Raw genomic sequence first — 13,597 nt, forward strand, 5'->3', positions numbered from 1 at the left:
AAAGGCCCCCGCATCCATCCGGTTGCGGGGGCCATTCAATTCTGTCAGAAGATTATGCCCGGCGACGACGGCGTCCACCCGAGCGACCACCGCGACCACCTTCTTCGCCCTCGGCCGATGGCGCCTTGTTGGTGCGAATCCAGGCCGCGCCGTGCGGGTCATTGTCGGTCAGGAAGTTGGCGGCACGAATGGCCTCCATTTCCTTGCCCGCACGTGGTTTCGTCGACCCAAGGCCGAAGAGCTGGCAGAAGGTTTCGTCATCCATGTCCTCGGGAATCACGATGCCAGCCGCCTCGGCCGCGGCGCGCTTGGCGTCTTTTTCGGCCTGTTTCACGGGCAGGGCGACAGGATTCATGATTGCCGATGTCATACCTGCGCCCATCGCCATAGGCAGGAAAGCGTTGTTGATGCCGTGACGGTTGGGCAGGCCAAAGCTGATGTTGGAGGCACCACAGGTGGTGTTCACGCCCAGTTCCTCGCGCAGTTTGCGCACCAGCGTAAAGACCTGCAGACCAGCCGTGCCCATCGCACCAATCGGCATCACCAGCGGATCAACCACGATATCGTGGGCCGGAATGCCAAAGTCAGCAGCGCGCTCAACGATCTTCTTGGCCACCGCAAAGCGTACTTCGGGGTCTTCGGAAATACCGGTGTCATCGTTCGAGATAGCAACCACCGGAACATTGTATTTCTTCACCAATGGAAGAACGAATTCCAGGCGGTCTTCTTCGCCGGTGACCGAGTTCAGCAGGGGGCGGCCTTCACAGGCCTGCAAACCCGCTTCCAAGGCGGCAGGAACGGAACTGTCGATGCACAACGGCACATCAACCAGACCTTGCACCAGCTCGATCATCTTGGTCATCAGCGGTGGTTCGGTCTCGTTCGGGTTGGGGTTGGAATTGTAGACCACGCCCGCGTTCACATCGAGAACTGTCGCCCCGGCCGCAACCTGCGCCACCGCATCCGCCTCAACGGTCGAAAAATCACCGGCTTCCAATTCGGCCGCCAGTTTCTTGCGGCCCGTGGGGTTGATGCGCTCGCCAATCACGCAGAAGGGCTGATCAAAGCCGATGATGGCGGTCTTGGTTTTGCTCTCAACAATGGTGCGGGTCATTTATTTATCCTTGTTGGTTGGCGGGTACGCCCGAGGCGCCGCCGTTTTCAATCGCCCAGTTGGCGTTGGTCTTGATCCCGCCCAGCGGGAAGAAATGCACCGACTCGATGTTGAAATCGGGGTTCTCTGCCTTGTGATCGGCCAGAGCTTTCACGATCTCGTCCGGCTCATAGGGCAAAAGCAGCTTTGAAACGTCCATCGCGCGCCGCTGCAGCACTTTAAGAGAGGGGCCAACACCGCAGGCAATCGCAAACTTAATCAGGGTTTGCAGCTTGGCCGGACCGGCAATGCCAATATGAACAGGCAGATCGATCCCGGCGGCGCTAAGGCTGTTGGCCCAGTTGATCACCGGATACGCGTCAAACGAGAATTGCGTGGCCAGGGCCATCTTCGCATCCGATGTTTCCGAGAATTTCTGCTTCCATTGCAGGGCTTCGTCGATATTGCGGGTGCCGCCATCGGGATCGATGTCGCGGTTGCCTTCGGGGTGACCTGCTACGTGCAGGCGTTTGAAGCCGGCCTTGCCGAATTCGCCACTTTCCAGCAGCTGCATAGAACTGTCAAAGTCACCATGCGGCTCGGTCACACCACCAGCCAAAAGAAGGGCCTGATCAACACCGGCCTCACCTTGATAGCGCGCGATCCAGTCGGCCAGCGTGGCCTGATCCTTGATGATGCGCGCCGGGAAATGCGGCATCACCGGATAGCCATCCTCGGCCAAACGCTTGGCAGTGGCGACCATGTCTTCGATCGGGGTGCCCTCGATATGGGCTATGTAGACGCGCGTGCCTTCGGGCAGCAGATCGCGGAAGTTCTCTACCTTTTCGGCGGTGCGTGGCATCACCTCGATCGAGTATCCCTTGAGGAACGCCTCGACATTGCCATTCACAGGTTTGTCAATGGCGCTTTCACGCTTGCGGAAATTCAACAAAGCCATAGCGGCCTCCCAAAAAGAGCGATTGCTCATGCCCATCCATCATTGGCGATCAGGGCCTTGATCCGGTCCTGGTCATATTCTGCATCGAGACGCGCGGCCTCGGCTTCCACCACGTCATTTGCCTCACCCTCGACAGAGTAGGGTGCTGCCTTGCGCCACTCGGCGAGGTATTCATCTGTTCCGGCAGCGCCGGTCTTCATCGCTGCCCGGTCAATGGCCTGCTCAAACCGCTCGGGCAGTTGTTTTTTGGTGCCGCGACGGCCCTTGCCCACGATCACTTGCGCGGGAATATCGCGCCAGTAAACAACAGTGACATCAACCATAGCTGATTCCTCTTTCTCAGTTGTCCCTATCTAGGGCACATGGCGGCACATTCACGGTCGGTTTTCGACTTCATGCATTCTCACAGCGACGCATTTGTCCTATGCGATCCGACGTGACCTTTCTACCGTCCTGCCTGTGAAAGTTTCTCATAACCATTTTCGGCACCGCAAGGGATTGCGCCGTCTCTGGAAGACTCCTATCTTGATCCCAACTCGAAATGGAGGGCGTGACGTCATGGCGCCCAAGCGTCCCAATGGTGCGGGCGCGATCCCTGAACAGGTTGAGAGCCCCGCACTCAACCCAGCTGGTGCAGCATCTCCGCTCTATGCGGCATTGGATCTGGGAACAAACAGTTGCAGAATGCTGATTGCCGAACCGCGCGGCACTCAGTTTAAAGTCGTGGATAGCTTCTCCAAATCGGTTCAACTTGGGGCCGGGCTTGAGCATTCGGGCCGATTGTCCCGTTCGTCCATCTACCGCACCATTCAGGCGCTGCGCGTCTGCCGCCAGAAACTCAAGCGCCACAAGGTCAAACGCATGCGCCTCGTTGCAACCGAGGCTTGCCGACGTGCGACAAACGGGGCCGAATTCATGTCGCGCGTACGCCGCGAAACCGGCCTGACCCTGGACATCATCGACCCGCAGGAAGAGGCACAATTGGCCGTGGTGTCCTGTGCGCCGCTGGTGGCGCCCAGCACCGATCAATTGCTGGTGGTCGATATCGGCGGGGGCTCGACCGAACTGGTCTGGATTGACCTGACCAAGGTCGCGCGCACAGACCGCGCACAATCGATCATGCGCATGCATTCGGGATTTCAGACGCCTCCTGGCATTGAAGGAGCCAAGGTGGTCGACTGGATCAGTGTCCCGCTGGGCGTGGCTACCCTGCGGGATCAGTTCAACGATGTTGAAGACGATGCCGCGCGCTTTGCCCTGATGAGCTGGTATTTCGAGGAAAACCTGGCCGAGTTTGCGCCCTATAAGAACGAACAGCCCCGCGACGGGTTCCAGATCGTTGGCACCTCGGGCACGGTGACCACAGTCGCGGCCAGCCACCTGGGCTTGAAACGTTATGATCGAAACAAGGTTGACGGCCTGACCATGACCAGCGACGAGATCGACGCGGTGATCCGCCGCTACCTGACACTGGGCGAGGCGGGACGGCGCAAGGATCCTCGTATCGGGCAGGACCGTCAGGCGCTCATCATGTCCGGTTCGGCGATCCTTCAGGCGCTGCTTCGGTGCTGGCCAACGGATCGCCTGTCCGTTGCGGACCGGGGCCTGCGCGAAGGGATGCTCTATGCCCAGATGGCGGCTGATGGCGTGCTGAACGACAAAGGAGACTGAGCCATGGCCAAGGGACCAGATGGCAAAAACACCTCGGGGCGTGGTCAGCGTGACCTGACCGTAAAGGTCAAGACGGCACGCGGGCGGCGCTCAAGCTCGACCCGGTGGTTGCAGCGGCAATTGAATGACCCTTATGTCAAGCGTGCGCAGACCGAAGGGTATCGCGGACGCGCGGCCTTCAAGATCATGGAACTGGATGACAAATTCCGCTTTCTGGTGCCCGGTGCGCGGGTGGTGGATCTGGGCTGTGCGCCCGGAGGGTGGTGCCAGGTGGCTGTGCCGCGCGTCAACGCATTAGGCGAAAAGTCAGGGAAGGCGCAGGGGCGTATTCTGGGCATTGACCTGCAAGAGGTGGAACCCTTGGCAGGCTGCGAATTTCACCAGCTCGATTTCATGGATGAAGGGGCCGATGACAAAGTCAAAAACTGGTTGGGTGGCAAGGCCGATGTGGTGATGTCGGATATGGCAGCCTCCAGTTCGGGGCACAAACAAACCGACCATCTGCGCATCATGGCGCTGTGCGAGGCAGCGGCGTACTTTGCCTTTGACGTTCTGGAAGAGGGCGGGACCTTCGTGTCCAAAGTGCTGGCGGGCGGAGCGGAGGGCGAATTGCAAAAGCTGCTGAAGCAACGGTTCACCAAAGTGGCCAATGTCAAACCCCCTGCCTCACGCTCGGACAGTTCAGAAAAATTCGTGGTCGCAACCGGGTTTCGAGGTTAACGGCCTGCATCAGGGTTGAGCGATTGGGCGGCTGCGATCTGTAAGACCAACAAGTCGGAACCGTGCGCGGCCCCATGCGTCACCGGACGATTGGCCATGTCATTTGCCAAATCTCCCTGGCGAATGAATTCGAACAGTCGGTGAAATTTGGGGGCCCTGAAAGTTTTGCGGGTCCGTTCCATGATGCTCTCCTGTCAGTTTTCAGGATTGTCATGACAGGAAAATAGGGCCTCAATGTAACGGGCCGCGTGCTTCTTTTGGGCGGGTTTCAGGCAGGTTTACTTAACCAGACGCAGATATGGCCGCTCGCTGGGATGGGCCGGCGCGTTGCCTTCGAAGGGCGTGGGGGCCTCGGCGAAGGCCATGCAGGCCTCTTCCGGCAAGGTCACAGGGGTCACGGTGCGATTGGTGATGCGAAACCGGCGCGGCACCCGGCCTGAAACCCCATCGGTGATGAAACAGCCCAAGGCGCGCGAGATATCTCCCAGGTCGCTGCGCAGCGGCAACAATACAAGACGCCCGGTCATCGCAGGCCGCCCGATCGACGAGGGGCTTTTTAGAGCAAGGTCAAGGATCGCGGGGCGCTCGAACAGATCGGCCAGAAGATCGGCAAGCTCTTCTCGGCCCGCAGGTTCAATAAAGGCGCTGAGCGGCATGCCCCGCACTTCCATACCCATCAGATCGCTCAGTTGAGAGCCCGCGATACGCATCCGCGCAAGCCCAGGCGCAATTTTTTCCACAATCAGCGCATTCTCCAAAAGCGGTTCGATACCGCGCGGGTCGATATCGGACCGGCGCGGGACATCGCCCATCTTGCGCATGCTTTGCCAATAGCTGACAAAGGAACCAAGGTGTTTTTCTCTTGAAATCCCGCTGCTTGGCCCGAGAGCTACGACATCGCTTGGATTGCAACTGTCCATCAATAATCACCCCTAAGTAGAATCGCCGATCCCCCTGCAAGCTAAATAATGGCACATTTGATTGCGCTTTTGTCTAAAAAAACCTCTCAATTGGTTAACCAGAAACGGAAAGCTCGTGCGCTCTGGTCGCAAAATCGGTTGTCAGTCTTGCGCAAAACCCAGTAGGAGAAGGCGCATTGCAACAAAAAGGAACGCCTGCGTGCTGCATTCGATGACCGCATTTGCCTCGGGCCAGGGACAGTTTGAAATCTATAGCTGGGCGTGGGAATTGCGCAGCGTGAATGGCAAGGGTCTGGATCTGCGCCTGCGGGTACCCGATTGGATCGACGGGCTGGAAACCGCATTACGCACACGTCTGGGCAAGGCCATGGCACGGGGCAACGTCACGTTGAACCTGCGGCTGAGTACCGAGGAGAAGGGCGGCGGTCAGGTGCTGAACAGCGCGCAACTGAACACGGTTCTCAGCGCGCTGGCCGAGGTGGAAACCCAGGCCATGGATCGCGGCGTGACACTGGCCCCGTCCAATGCGGTTGATATCCTTGCCTTGCGCGGCGTGATGGAAGCCGGGCGAGCCGAGGTAGACAGCACAGCCCTGTCAAAGGCGTTGCTTGAAGATTTTGAGGCGGTTTTGGAAAGTTTCCTCGCCATGCGCGCTCATGAGGGGGCGGCCTTGAGCAGTTTGATGGATGCGCAAATCACCGAGATCGCCGCTTTGACCGAAGCGTCGGCTACCGCTGCGGAAGCCCGTAAACCCGAAGCCGCCGAGGCCCTGCGCGCGGCCCTCGCGCGGGTCACCGAAAATGCCGATAACATTGACGAGGCGCGCATCGCGCAGGAGTTGGCCGTGCTGGCCGTCAAGGCCGATGTGACCGAAGAAATCGACCGGTTGCGCGCGCATGTGGCCGCCGCACGCGACCTCATCGCCGCAGGTTCACCCATCGGGCGCAAGCTGGATTTCCTGAGCCAGGAGTTTAATCGAGAAGCCAATACCCTGTGTTCCAAGGCACAGAGCCCCGCGTTGACCAAGATCGGGCTGGAGTTGAAAACAGTAATCGACCAAATGCGCGAACAGGTTCAGAATGTCGAATAACAAGAGGCAGAGAGCAGCATGAGCCAACGCAGAGGACTTCTTATCATTCTCAGCTCGCCATCCGGCGCGGGTAAATCGACCTTGTCCCGGCGCCTGCGCGAGTGGGATCCGACGATTGCCTTTTCGGTCTCGGCCACGACCCGCACCCCGCGCGAGGGCGAGGTGGACGGTCAGGACTATCACTTCATGAGTGAGAAACAGTTCAACGCCGACGTGGCAGAGGGTGATATGCTGGAACATGCCCATGTCTTTGGCAATTTCTACGGCTCACCCCGCGCGCCGGTGCAGGCGGCCATCGACACCGGGCGCGATGTTCTGTTCGACATTGACTGGCAAGGGGCGCAGCAGATTCAGAATTCTGCCCTTGGGCAGCACACTTTGTCGATTTTCATCCTGCCGCCTTCGATCACCGAACTGCATCGCCGTCTGATTAATCGGGGGCAGGACAGCGCCGAGGTGATCGCCAAACGGATGCGCAAAAGCTGGGATGAGATCAGTCATTGGGCCGAATATGATTATGTTCTGATCAATGACGATCTGGATGAGACGGACACACAATTGAAGTCCATCATCACCGCGGCCCGCTTGAAACGTCTGCAACAACCCGGGCTGAACGCCCATGTCAAGGCGCTCCATGCCGAGTTTGAGGATACACAATGACCCTTTATGCCCTGGACGGCCATGCACCACAGATTGCCGATGACACTTGGGTGGCGCCTGATGCGAACCTGATCGGTCAGGTGAACCTTGAAGAAGGCGCATCGGTCTGGTTCGGATGCACTTTGCGCGGTGATAACGAGCTGATCCTGATCGGGGCGGGTAGCAATGTGCAGGAAAACACCGTGATGCACACCGATATGGGCTATCCGCTGACCATCGGCGCGGGGTGCACCATTGGGCACAAGGCAATGCTGCATGGCTGTACCATTGGCGAAAACTCTCTGATCGGGATGGGTGCCACAGTGCTGAACGGGGCTACCATCGGTCGCAATTGCCTGATCGGGGCAGGGGCACTGATCACCGAAGGCAAGGATATTCCCGACGGGTCGCTGGTAATGGGCAGCCCCGGCAAGGTGGTGCGTCAGTTGAGCGAAGACGCCATTCAGGGCCTGCGCAACAGCGCGTTGCATTACCAACAAAACATGCGCCGCTTTCGCGCCGGTCTGACCGAGGTCTAGGGCGGCCGGGATGGTAAGCGCACTGGTCAGCCTGTGTCTTGCAATACCTATGCCTGCCGTGCTGATCGGGTCGCAAGACAGAATTATCGCTGCAAACCAGGGGGCTGCGGACCTGTTGGGCGATGGGCAACCCGATGCGCTGTCCGGCCGTCACTACATGACGATCCTGCGCCAACCCACCGTGCTCGACGCGGTTGAAGCAACCCTGCGCGACGGTCTGCCTCAGGAAACCCGATACCTTGCCAACGATGGCGCGCAGGATACGACGTTCGTAACCCGCTGCGCCAGCGTGGAGACGGGACAGGGGCAGGGCGTTCTGGTCAGCTTTGAGGACATCACCCATTTTCAGCAGGCCAGCCAGATGCGCCGCGATTTTGTAGCAAATGTCAGCCACGAATTACGCAGCCCTTTGACAGCCCTTATGGGTTTCATCGAAACCCTGCGCGGACCAGCCCGCAATGACAAAGAGGCCAGCACGCGGTTTCTGGATATCATGCAGGACGAGGCCGAGCGGATGGAACGACTGGTCCGCGATCTGCTGTCTCTCAGCCGTGTCGAAGCACAGGAACGCGTACGTCCACAGACCACAGTGGATCTGTGTGAGATTGTACACTCCGTGCTTCAGACATTGACGCCCCTTGGGCGTGAAACCAACGTATCCCTCAATTCTATAACGCCTGAGGACGACGCGCTTGTGGTGCGGGGCGACCCTGACCAGCTGCGTCAGGTTTTGACAAATCTGGTGGAAAACGCGATCAAATACGGTGGGCCGGACAGGGCTGTGCATGTCACGCTGAAGACCTCGGAAAACGATCCGCTTGTTCTTGGCCCGGCGGCCCATCTGACAGTGCAGGATGAGGGCCCGGGTTTTGAAGCAGTGCATATTCCCCGCCTGACCGAGCGATTCTACCGTGTCGACAACCACCGATCCCGCGAAATGGGGGGGACGGGCCTGGGTCTGGCCATCGTCAAGCATATCCTGAACCGTCATCGCGGGCGTTTGCGGATTTCCAGTGCGGTCGGAAAAGGCAGTGAATTCAGGGCTATTTTGCCTTTGTAGCAGGGCATTACATCGCCGCCCTTTGGAACAGCGCCGTTTCTTTGCTGTCGTCATAAAACCGTTACAAAAACGTAACAAAAGCGTAGTGCCGGGCCGTTATGCCCCGGGACAGAGCCGCGATCTGCTTGCGGCCGGTTTTATGCAAAAACAGGAGCGTTTCGCATGTCCCTTCTCAAAATCTCCGCCTCGGCCACAGCCATTGCCGCCCTTTCGGCCACTGCCGCGATGGCGCGTGACAATGTTCAGGTTGCCGGGTCGTCCACCGTGCTGCCTTATGCCTCGATTGTCGCCGAAGCCTTCGGTGAGAACTTTGACTTCCCCACACCGGTTGTTGAATCGGGCGGGTCGTCTGCCGGTCTGAAGCGCTTCTGCGAAGGTGTTGGTGAAAACACGATCGACATTGCAAACGCATCACGTGCGATCCGCGAAAAAGAAGTCAAAGCCTGTGCAGAAAATGGCGTGACCGACATCATCGAAGTGCGCATCGGGTATGATGGTATTGTCTTTGCCAGCCAGAAATCTGGCCCCGCCTTCACCGAATTCCAAGCAGTGGACTGGTTCAACGCCCTGGGCCCAAAAGTTATGGTTGACGGTGCGCTGGTGGATAACCCGCATACCACCTGGGCCGATGTGAACCCTGATCTGCCCGCCGTTGAAATCGCTGCCTTCATTCCGGGAACCAAGCATGGTACCCGCGAGGTCTTCGAAGAAAAAGTGATCGCTGTGGGCTGTGAAGAATCCGGCGCGATGGCGGCTATGATGGAAGCGGGCATGTCCGAGGATGACGCCGAGGATGCCTGCATTAAAGTGCGCACCGACGGTAAGTCTGTGGATATCGATGGTGACTATACGGAAACCCTCGCCCGTATCGACAGCAACCAGGACGGCATTGGCGTCTTTGGCCTGGCTTTCTATGAAAACAACACCGACACCCTGAAAGTGGCCACCATGGGCGGCATCAGCCCGTCGACCGAAACCATCGCTTCGGGCGAGTACCCGGTGTCACGCCCGTTGTTCTTCTACATCAAGAAAGCTCATATGGGCGTTATCCCCGGCCTCAAGGAATTCGCTGAATTCTTTGTCTCGGATGAAATCGCCGGTCCCGACGGCCCTCTGGCAGAATACGGTCTGGTATCCGATCCTGAGCTGGCAGCAACGCAAGCTGTCGTGTCAGACGAATCCGTCATGGGCGGCGGAAGCTAAGCGACCCAATCGCGAGGTGGCGCATCCCTGCGCCGCCTCAACCCTTTGACTGCGGAGCTGCCATGCCCACCTTCACGATTGTTCTGATCCTGCTGACGATTGCAGTGGCAGGGTTTTTCATCGGCCGCGCCCGCGCCCTGGCCGCAGGGCAGGGGGACGCTCGCATTCTCCACTCCCGACCGAATTACTATGGCGTCAATGTCGCGCTCAGTGCCGCGGTCCCGGGGTTCCTGATCCTCGGCACCTGGCTGATCGCGCAGCCACTGATCGTCGGCTCGTCGGTGCAAGGTCAGATCCCGCAAAGCGCCATCCCTGAAGACGGTTCGCTCAGCCTTATGATGAGTGACGTACGACGTGTGGCTGACGGGCTTGATTTTGCGGTGTCAAACGGGGCGATGACAGCCGAAGAGGCCACGGACATTCGCACCGAATTCACCAATGTCCGGGAGCGCCTGGCCAGTGTCGGCGTGGCGCTTGGCTCAAACGTCTCGGCCGAGGTGCTATTGGCCGCGCAGAGATACCGCGCGATGTCGAACACCGCCATCTGGGCCATGACCATCGTCGTGCTGTTGATGGGAGTCGCGGGCTTCCTTTACGCCTATAGACGTACCCACAAGGATTTTCGCGCGCGCAACGCCGTCGAGGCGGTGATCCGCACGCTGCTTGTGATGGCGGCCTCGATCGCCATTCTGACCACGCTGGGCATCGTGCTGTCGTTGATCTTCAACACCGTCGAGTTTTTCCGCGTTTATCCGGCCTCCGACTTCTTTGGCTCACTTACATGGTCGCCCAGCTTTGGTGGCGGGTCCGAACTGGGTATCTGGCCGCTTCTCTGGGGCACGCTTTACATCTCGGTGATTGCCCTTCTGGTCGCTGTACCCATCGGGCTTTTCGCCGCGATTTATCTGTCGGAATATGCGGGGCCGAAGCTGCGCTCTTTCGCTAAACCTCTTCTGGAGGTGTTGGCGGGCATTCCTACCATAGTTTATGGCCTCTTCGCACTGCTGACGGTCGGCCCAATGCTGATGAAGGTGTTCGGCGATGATGGCCTTGGTTGGATGCAGGCGGGAACAGCCGTGATGACCGCCGGGTTGGTGATGGGGATCATGCTGATCCCCTTCGTTTCCTCACTCAGTGATGACATCATCAACGCGGTTCCCCAGGCGATGCGCGATGGCTCCTACGGGCTTGGGGCCACCAAGTCCGAGACAATTCGCCAAGTGATCCTTCCGGCCGCCCTTCCGGGTATCGCCGGGGCGATCCTGCTGGCTGCCAGCCGCGCCATCGGCGAGACGATGATCGTGGTGCTTGGGGCAGGGGCCGCTGCAAGGCTCAGCCTGAACCCGTTTGACGCGATGACCACGATCACGGCCAAGATCGTCAGCCAGTTGACGGGCGATGCTGACTTTGCCAGCCCCGAAGCGCTGGTGGCCTTCGCCCTTGGCATGACGCTGTTCATCATCACGCTGGGGCTGAACGTGTTTGCCCTCTACATCGTCCGCAAGTACCGGGAGCAATACGAATGACCGACGCAACAGCCTCTCCCGCAGCCCGTCCCGTCAAGGGCGGCCTGATGAAACAAGACGAGCGTACCCGTCGCCGCAATGCCGCCGAAAAACGCTTTCGCGCCTATGGCCTGACGGCGATCTTCACCGGTTTGCTGTTCCTTGTGATCCTTCTGGCGACGATCATGGGCAACGGCACCGGTGCGTTCCAGCAAGCATTCCTGAATGTGCCGGTCTATCTGGACCCGGCCAAGCTGGACAAAAACGGTGCGCGTGACATTGATGATATCAAGAAAGTCTCGACCTTCGGCTATGCGCCACTGATCCAACAAGGGCTGTTGGACCAAGTGCAGGAAGCCGGGATTGAGACCGGGCTTTCCAAGCCCAAGGACATGAAGAACCTTATTTCGCCCTCGGCCGCAGCCCAGGTGCGCGACTACGTGATCAACAATCCCGATCGGATCGGCGAGACGGTGGATTTCCGCATCCTCGCGGCTTCGCGGGTGGACGGTTATCTGAAAGACCGGGTCAGCCGGGACACTATCGCCGAGGACAAGAACATCAACGTTGCCCAGTTGGATTTGGCGGATGCGCTGCTGGACAACGATATTCTGACCTCGGGGTTCAACCTTGCCTTCATCACCGGATCGGATGCCTCGGACAAGCGCCCAGAGCAAGCCGGTATGGGCGTGTCGATGATCGGGTCGTTCTTCATGATGCTGGTGGTATTGCTGCTGTCGCTGCCGATTGGCGTGGCGGCGTCCATCTACCTTGAAGAATTCGCGCCCAAGAACAAGTTCACCGACCTGATAGAGGTGAATATCTCGAACCTCGCCGCAGTACCGTCCATCGTGTTCGGAATTCTTGGTCTGGCCGTCTTCATCCAGTTTATGCACCTGCCGCAATCCGCCCCTCTGGTGGGTGGCTTGGTGCTGACGCTGATGACGCTGCCGACGATCATCATTTCGACCCGTGCGTCGCTGCGCGCTGTGCCGCCCTCGATCCGCGACGCGGCCCTTGGGGTGGGCGCGTCGAAAATGCAGGCGGTGTTCCACCATGTTCTGCCGCTGGCAATGCCCGGCATTCTGACCGGCACGATCATCGGTCTGGCCCAGGCCCTCGGGGAAACCGCACCACTTCTGCTGATAGGGATGGTGGGCTACATCGCCACCAACGCACCTGATGGCGTCGCGGCAGGGTTCCTTGACCCGAATTCGGCCATGCCAGCGCAGATTTATGAATGGGCCAAGCGTTCGGACCCGGCCTTTATCGAACGCGCCTGGGGCGGGATCATCATCCTTCTGGCCTTCCTTTTGACCATGAACCTTATCGCAATCCTGCTACGCCGCAGATTTGAGCGCCGCTGGTAAGAGCACGAGGACACCGATACAATGTATGACACACCACAGTCGGAGAGCAGTTTGGACCAGTCCACCTACAGATTCTCGGCCAAGAATGTTCAGGTTTATTATGGTGATAACCATGCCATCAAAGACGTGAATGTCGATCTGGACGATAAAACCGTCACCGCCTTCATCGGCCCCTCGGGCTGTGGAAAATCCACATTCCTGCGCTGTCTGAACCGGATGAATGATACGATTGATATTTGCCGGATCGAAGGTGACATCCTGTTGGATGGCGAAGACATCTATCACAAGCAGGTCGATCCCGTGCAACTGCGCGCCAAGGTCGGGATGGTGTTTCAAAAGCCGAACCCGTTCCCCAAATCGATCTATGACAACGTTGCTTACGGCCCGCGTATCCATGGCATGGCCCGCAACAAGGCCGAGCTGGACGAGATCGTTGAAAAATCGCTACGCCGCGCCGCGCTCTGGGACGAGGTTAAGGACCGTATCAGCGCCCCGGGCACTGGCCTCTCGGGTGGGCAGCAACAACGCTTGTGCATTGCCCGCGCCGTGGCCACGGCACCCGAAGTGCTGTTGATGGACGAACCGTGCTCGGCGCTTGACCCGATCGCGACCGCGCAGGTCGAAGAACTGATCGACGAACTGCGCCAAAGCTATTCGGTGGTGATCGTGACCCACTCGATGCAACAGGCCGCCCGCGTCAGCCAGAAAACAGCGTTTTTCCACCTGGGTCATCTGGTGGAATTTGGCGCAACCGAACAGATTTTCACAAACCCTACGGATGAGCGCACGGAAAGCTACATCACCGGACGGATCGGCTAAGGAGAGCTGC

At 58.9% G+C, this 13,597-nt stretch carries 15 protein-coding genes; 10 read left to right on the top strand and 5 right to left on the bottom strand.

Annotation, left to right across the window (positions count from 1 at the left end):
- Nucleotides 1–52: 52 nt before the first annotated feature.
- The 3 genes from V6N02_RS03760 to V6N02_RS03770 are packed head-to-tail and all read right to left on the bottom strand — an operon-like array spanning nt 53 to nt 2,374.
- A complete protein-coding gene (locus tag V6N02_RS03760) occupies nt 53–1,114 on the bottom strand; it encodes a methyltetrahydrofolate cobalamin methyltransferase (RefSeq protein ID WP_371224149.1) in 1,062 nt (353 codons plus the stop codon).
- Nucleotides 1,115–1,118: 4 nt separating this feature from the next.
- Nucleotides 1,119–2,051 (bottom strand): methylenetetrahydrofolate reductase, encoded by a 933-nt coding sequence (locus V6N02_RS03765; RefSeq protein WP_371224564.1) that lies wholly within the window; start codon nt 2,049–2,051, stop codon nt 1,119–1,121.
- A gap of 26 nt (nt 2,052–2,077) precedes the next feature.
- Entirely contained in the window at nt 2,078–2,374 is a 297-nt protein-coding gene (locus tag V6N02_RS03770) for a virulence factor (RefSeq protein ID WP_371224150.1), read from the bottom strand.
- Nucleotides 2,375–2,609: 235 nt separating this feature from the next.
- Here V6N02_RS03770 and V6N02_RS03775 point away from each other — a divergent pair, with 235 nt between their 5' ends.
- The gene (locus V6N02_RS03775; RefSeq protein ID WP_371224151.1) at nt 2,610–3,722 is read left to right on the top strand and encodes a Ppx/GppA phosphatase family protein; all 1,113 of its coding nucleotides are present in this window, start codon (nt 2,610–2,612) and stop codon (nt 3,720–3,722) included.
- Between the two features lie 3 nt (nt 3,723–3,725).
- A complete protein-coding gene (locus tag V6N02_RS03780; RefSeq protein WP_371224152.1) occupies nt 3,726–4,442 on the top strand; it encodes an RlmE family RNA methyltransferase in 717 nt (238 codons plus the stop codon).
- Here V6N02_RS03780 and V6N02_RS03785 read toward each other — a convergent pair.
- Both V6N02_RS03785 and V6N02_RS03790 read right to left on the bottom strand, forming a co-directional pair.
- Entirely contained in the window at nt 4,439–4,624 is a 186-nt protein-coding gene (locus tag V6N02_RS03785; RefSeq protein WP_371224153.1) for a hypothetical protein, read from the bottom strand. The genes V6N02_RS03780 and V6N02_RS03785 overlap by 4 nt on opposite strands.
- Before the next feature lie 96 nt (nt 4,625–4,720).
- Nucleotides 4,721–5,362, bottom strand: coding sequence for a PAS domain-containing protein (locus tag V6N02_RS03790; protein WP_371224154.1), 642 nt, complete (start codon nt 5,360–5,362; stop codon nt 4,721–4,723).
- A gap of 211 nt (nt 5,363–5,573) precedes the next feature.
- Here V6N02_RS03790 and V6N02_RS03795 point away from each other — a divergent pair, with 211 nt between their 5' ends.
- From V6N02_RS03795 to pstB, 8 genes are all read left to right on the top strand, one after another.
- Nucleotides 5,574–6,452, top strand: coding sequence for a YicC/YloC family endoribonuclease (locus V6N02_RS03795; RefSeq protein WP_371224155.1), 879 nt, complete (start codon nt 5,574–5,576; stop codon nt 6,450–6,452).
- An 18-nt stretch (nt 6,453–6,470) separates the two neighbouring features.
- The gene (gmk, locus tag V6N02_RS03800; protein ID WP_371224156.1) at nt 6,471–7,112 is read left to right on the top strand and encodes a guanylate kinase; all 642 of its coding nucleotides are present in this window, start codon (nt 6,471–6,473) and stop codon (nt 7,110–7,112) included.
- Nucleotides 7,109–7,630, top strand: coding sequence for a gamma carbonic anhydrase family protein (locus V6N02_RS03805; protein WP_371224157.1), 522 nt, complete (start codon nt 7,109–7,111; stop codon nt 7,628–7,630). The genes gmk and V6N02_RS03805 overlap by 4 nt, the downstream gene beginning before the upstream one ends.
- A 10-nt stretch (nt 7,631–7,640) precedes the next feature.
- On the top strand, nt 7,641–8,690 hold the full coding sequence (locus V6N02_RS03810; protein ID WP_371224158.1) for an ATP-binding protein: 1,050 nt from the start codon (nt 7,641–7,643) through the stop codon (nt 8,688–8,690).
- Between the two features lie 162 nt (nt 8,691–8,852).
- The gene (locus V6N02_RS03815) at nt 8,853–9,893 is read left to right on the top strand and encodes a substrate-binding domain-containing protein (RefSeq protein WP_371224159.1); all 1,041 of its coding nucleotides are present in this window, start codon (nt 8,853–8,855) and stop codon (nt 9,891–9,893) included.
- Between the two features lie 62 nt (nt 9,894–9,955).
- Nucleotides 9,956–11,419, top strand: coding sequence for a phosphate ABC transporter permease subunit PstC (pstC, locus tag V6N02_RS03820; protein WP_371224160.1), 1,464 nt, complete (start codon nt 9,956–9,958; stop codon nt 11,417–11,419).
- Complete coding sequence (pstA, locus tag V6N02_RS03825) at nt 11,416–12,768, top strand: phosphate ABC transporter permease PstA (RefSeq protein ID WP_371224161.1); 1,353 nt, start codon at nt 11,416–11,418, stop codon at nt 12,766–12,768. The genes pstC and pstA overlap by 4 nt, the downstream gene beginning before the upstream one ends.
- Before the next feature lie 21 nt (nt 12,769–12,789).
- Nucleotides 12,790–13,587 (top strand): phosphate ABC transporter ATP-binding protein PstB, encoded by a 798-nt coding sequence (gene pstB / locus V6N02_RS03830; RefSeq protein WP_371224162.1) that lies wholly within the window; start codon nt 12,790–12,792, stop codon nt 13,585–13,587.
- The last annotated feature ends 10 nt before the right edge of the window (nt 13,588–13,597 follow it).

The sequence above is a fragment of the Roseovarius conchicola genome (assembly GCF_041403425.1).
Classification (GTDB): domain Bacteria; phylum Pseudomonadota; class Alphaproteobacteria; order Rhodobacterales; family Rhodobacteraceae; genus Roseovarius; species Roseovarius conchicola.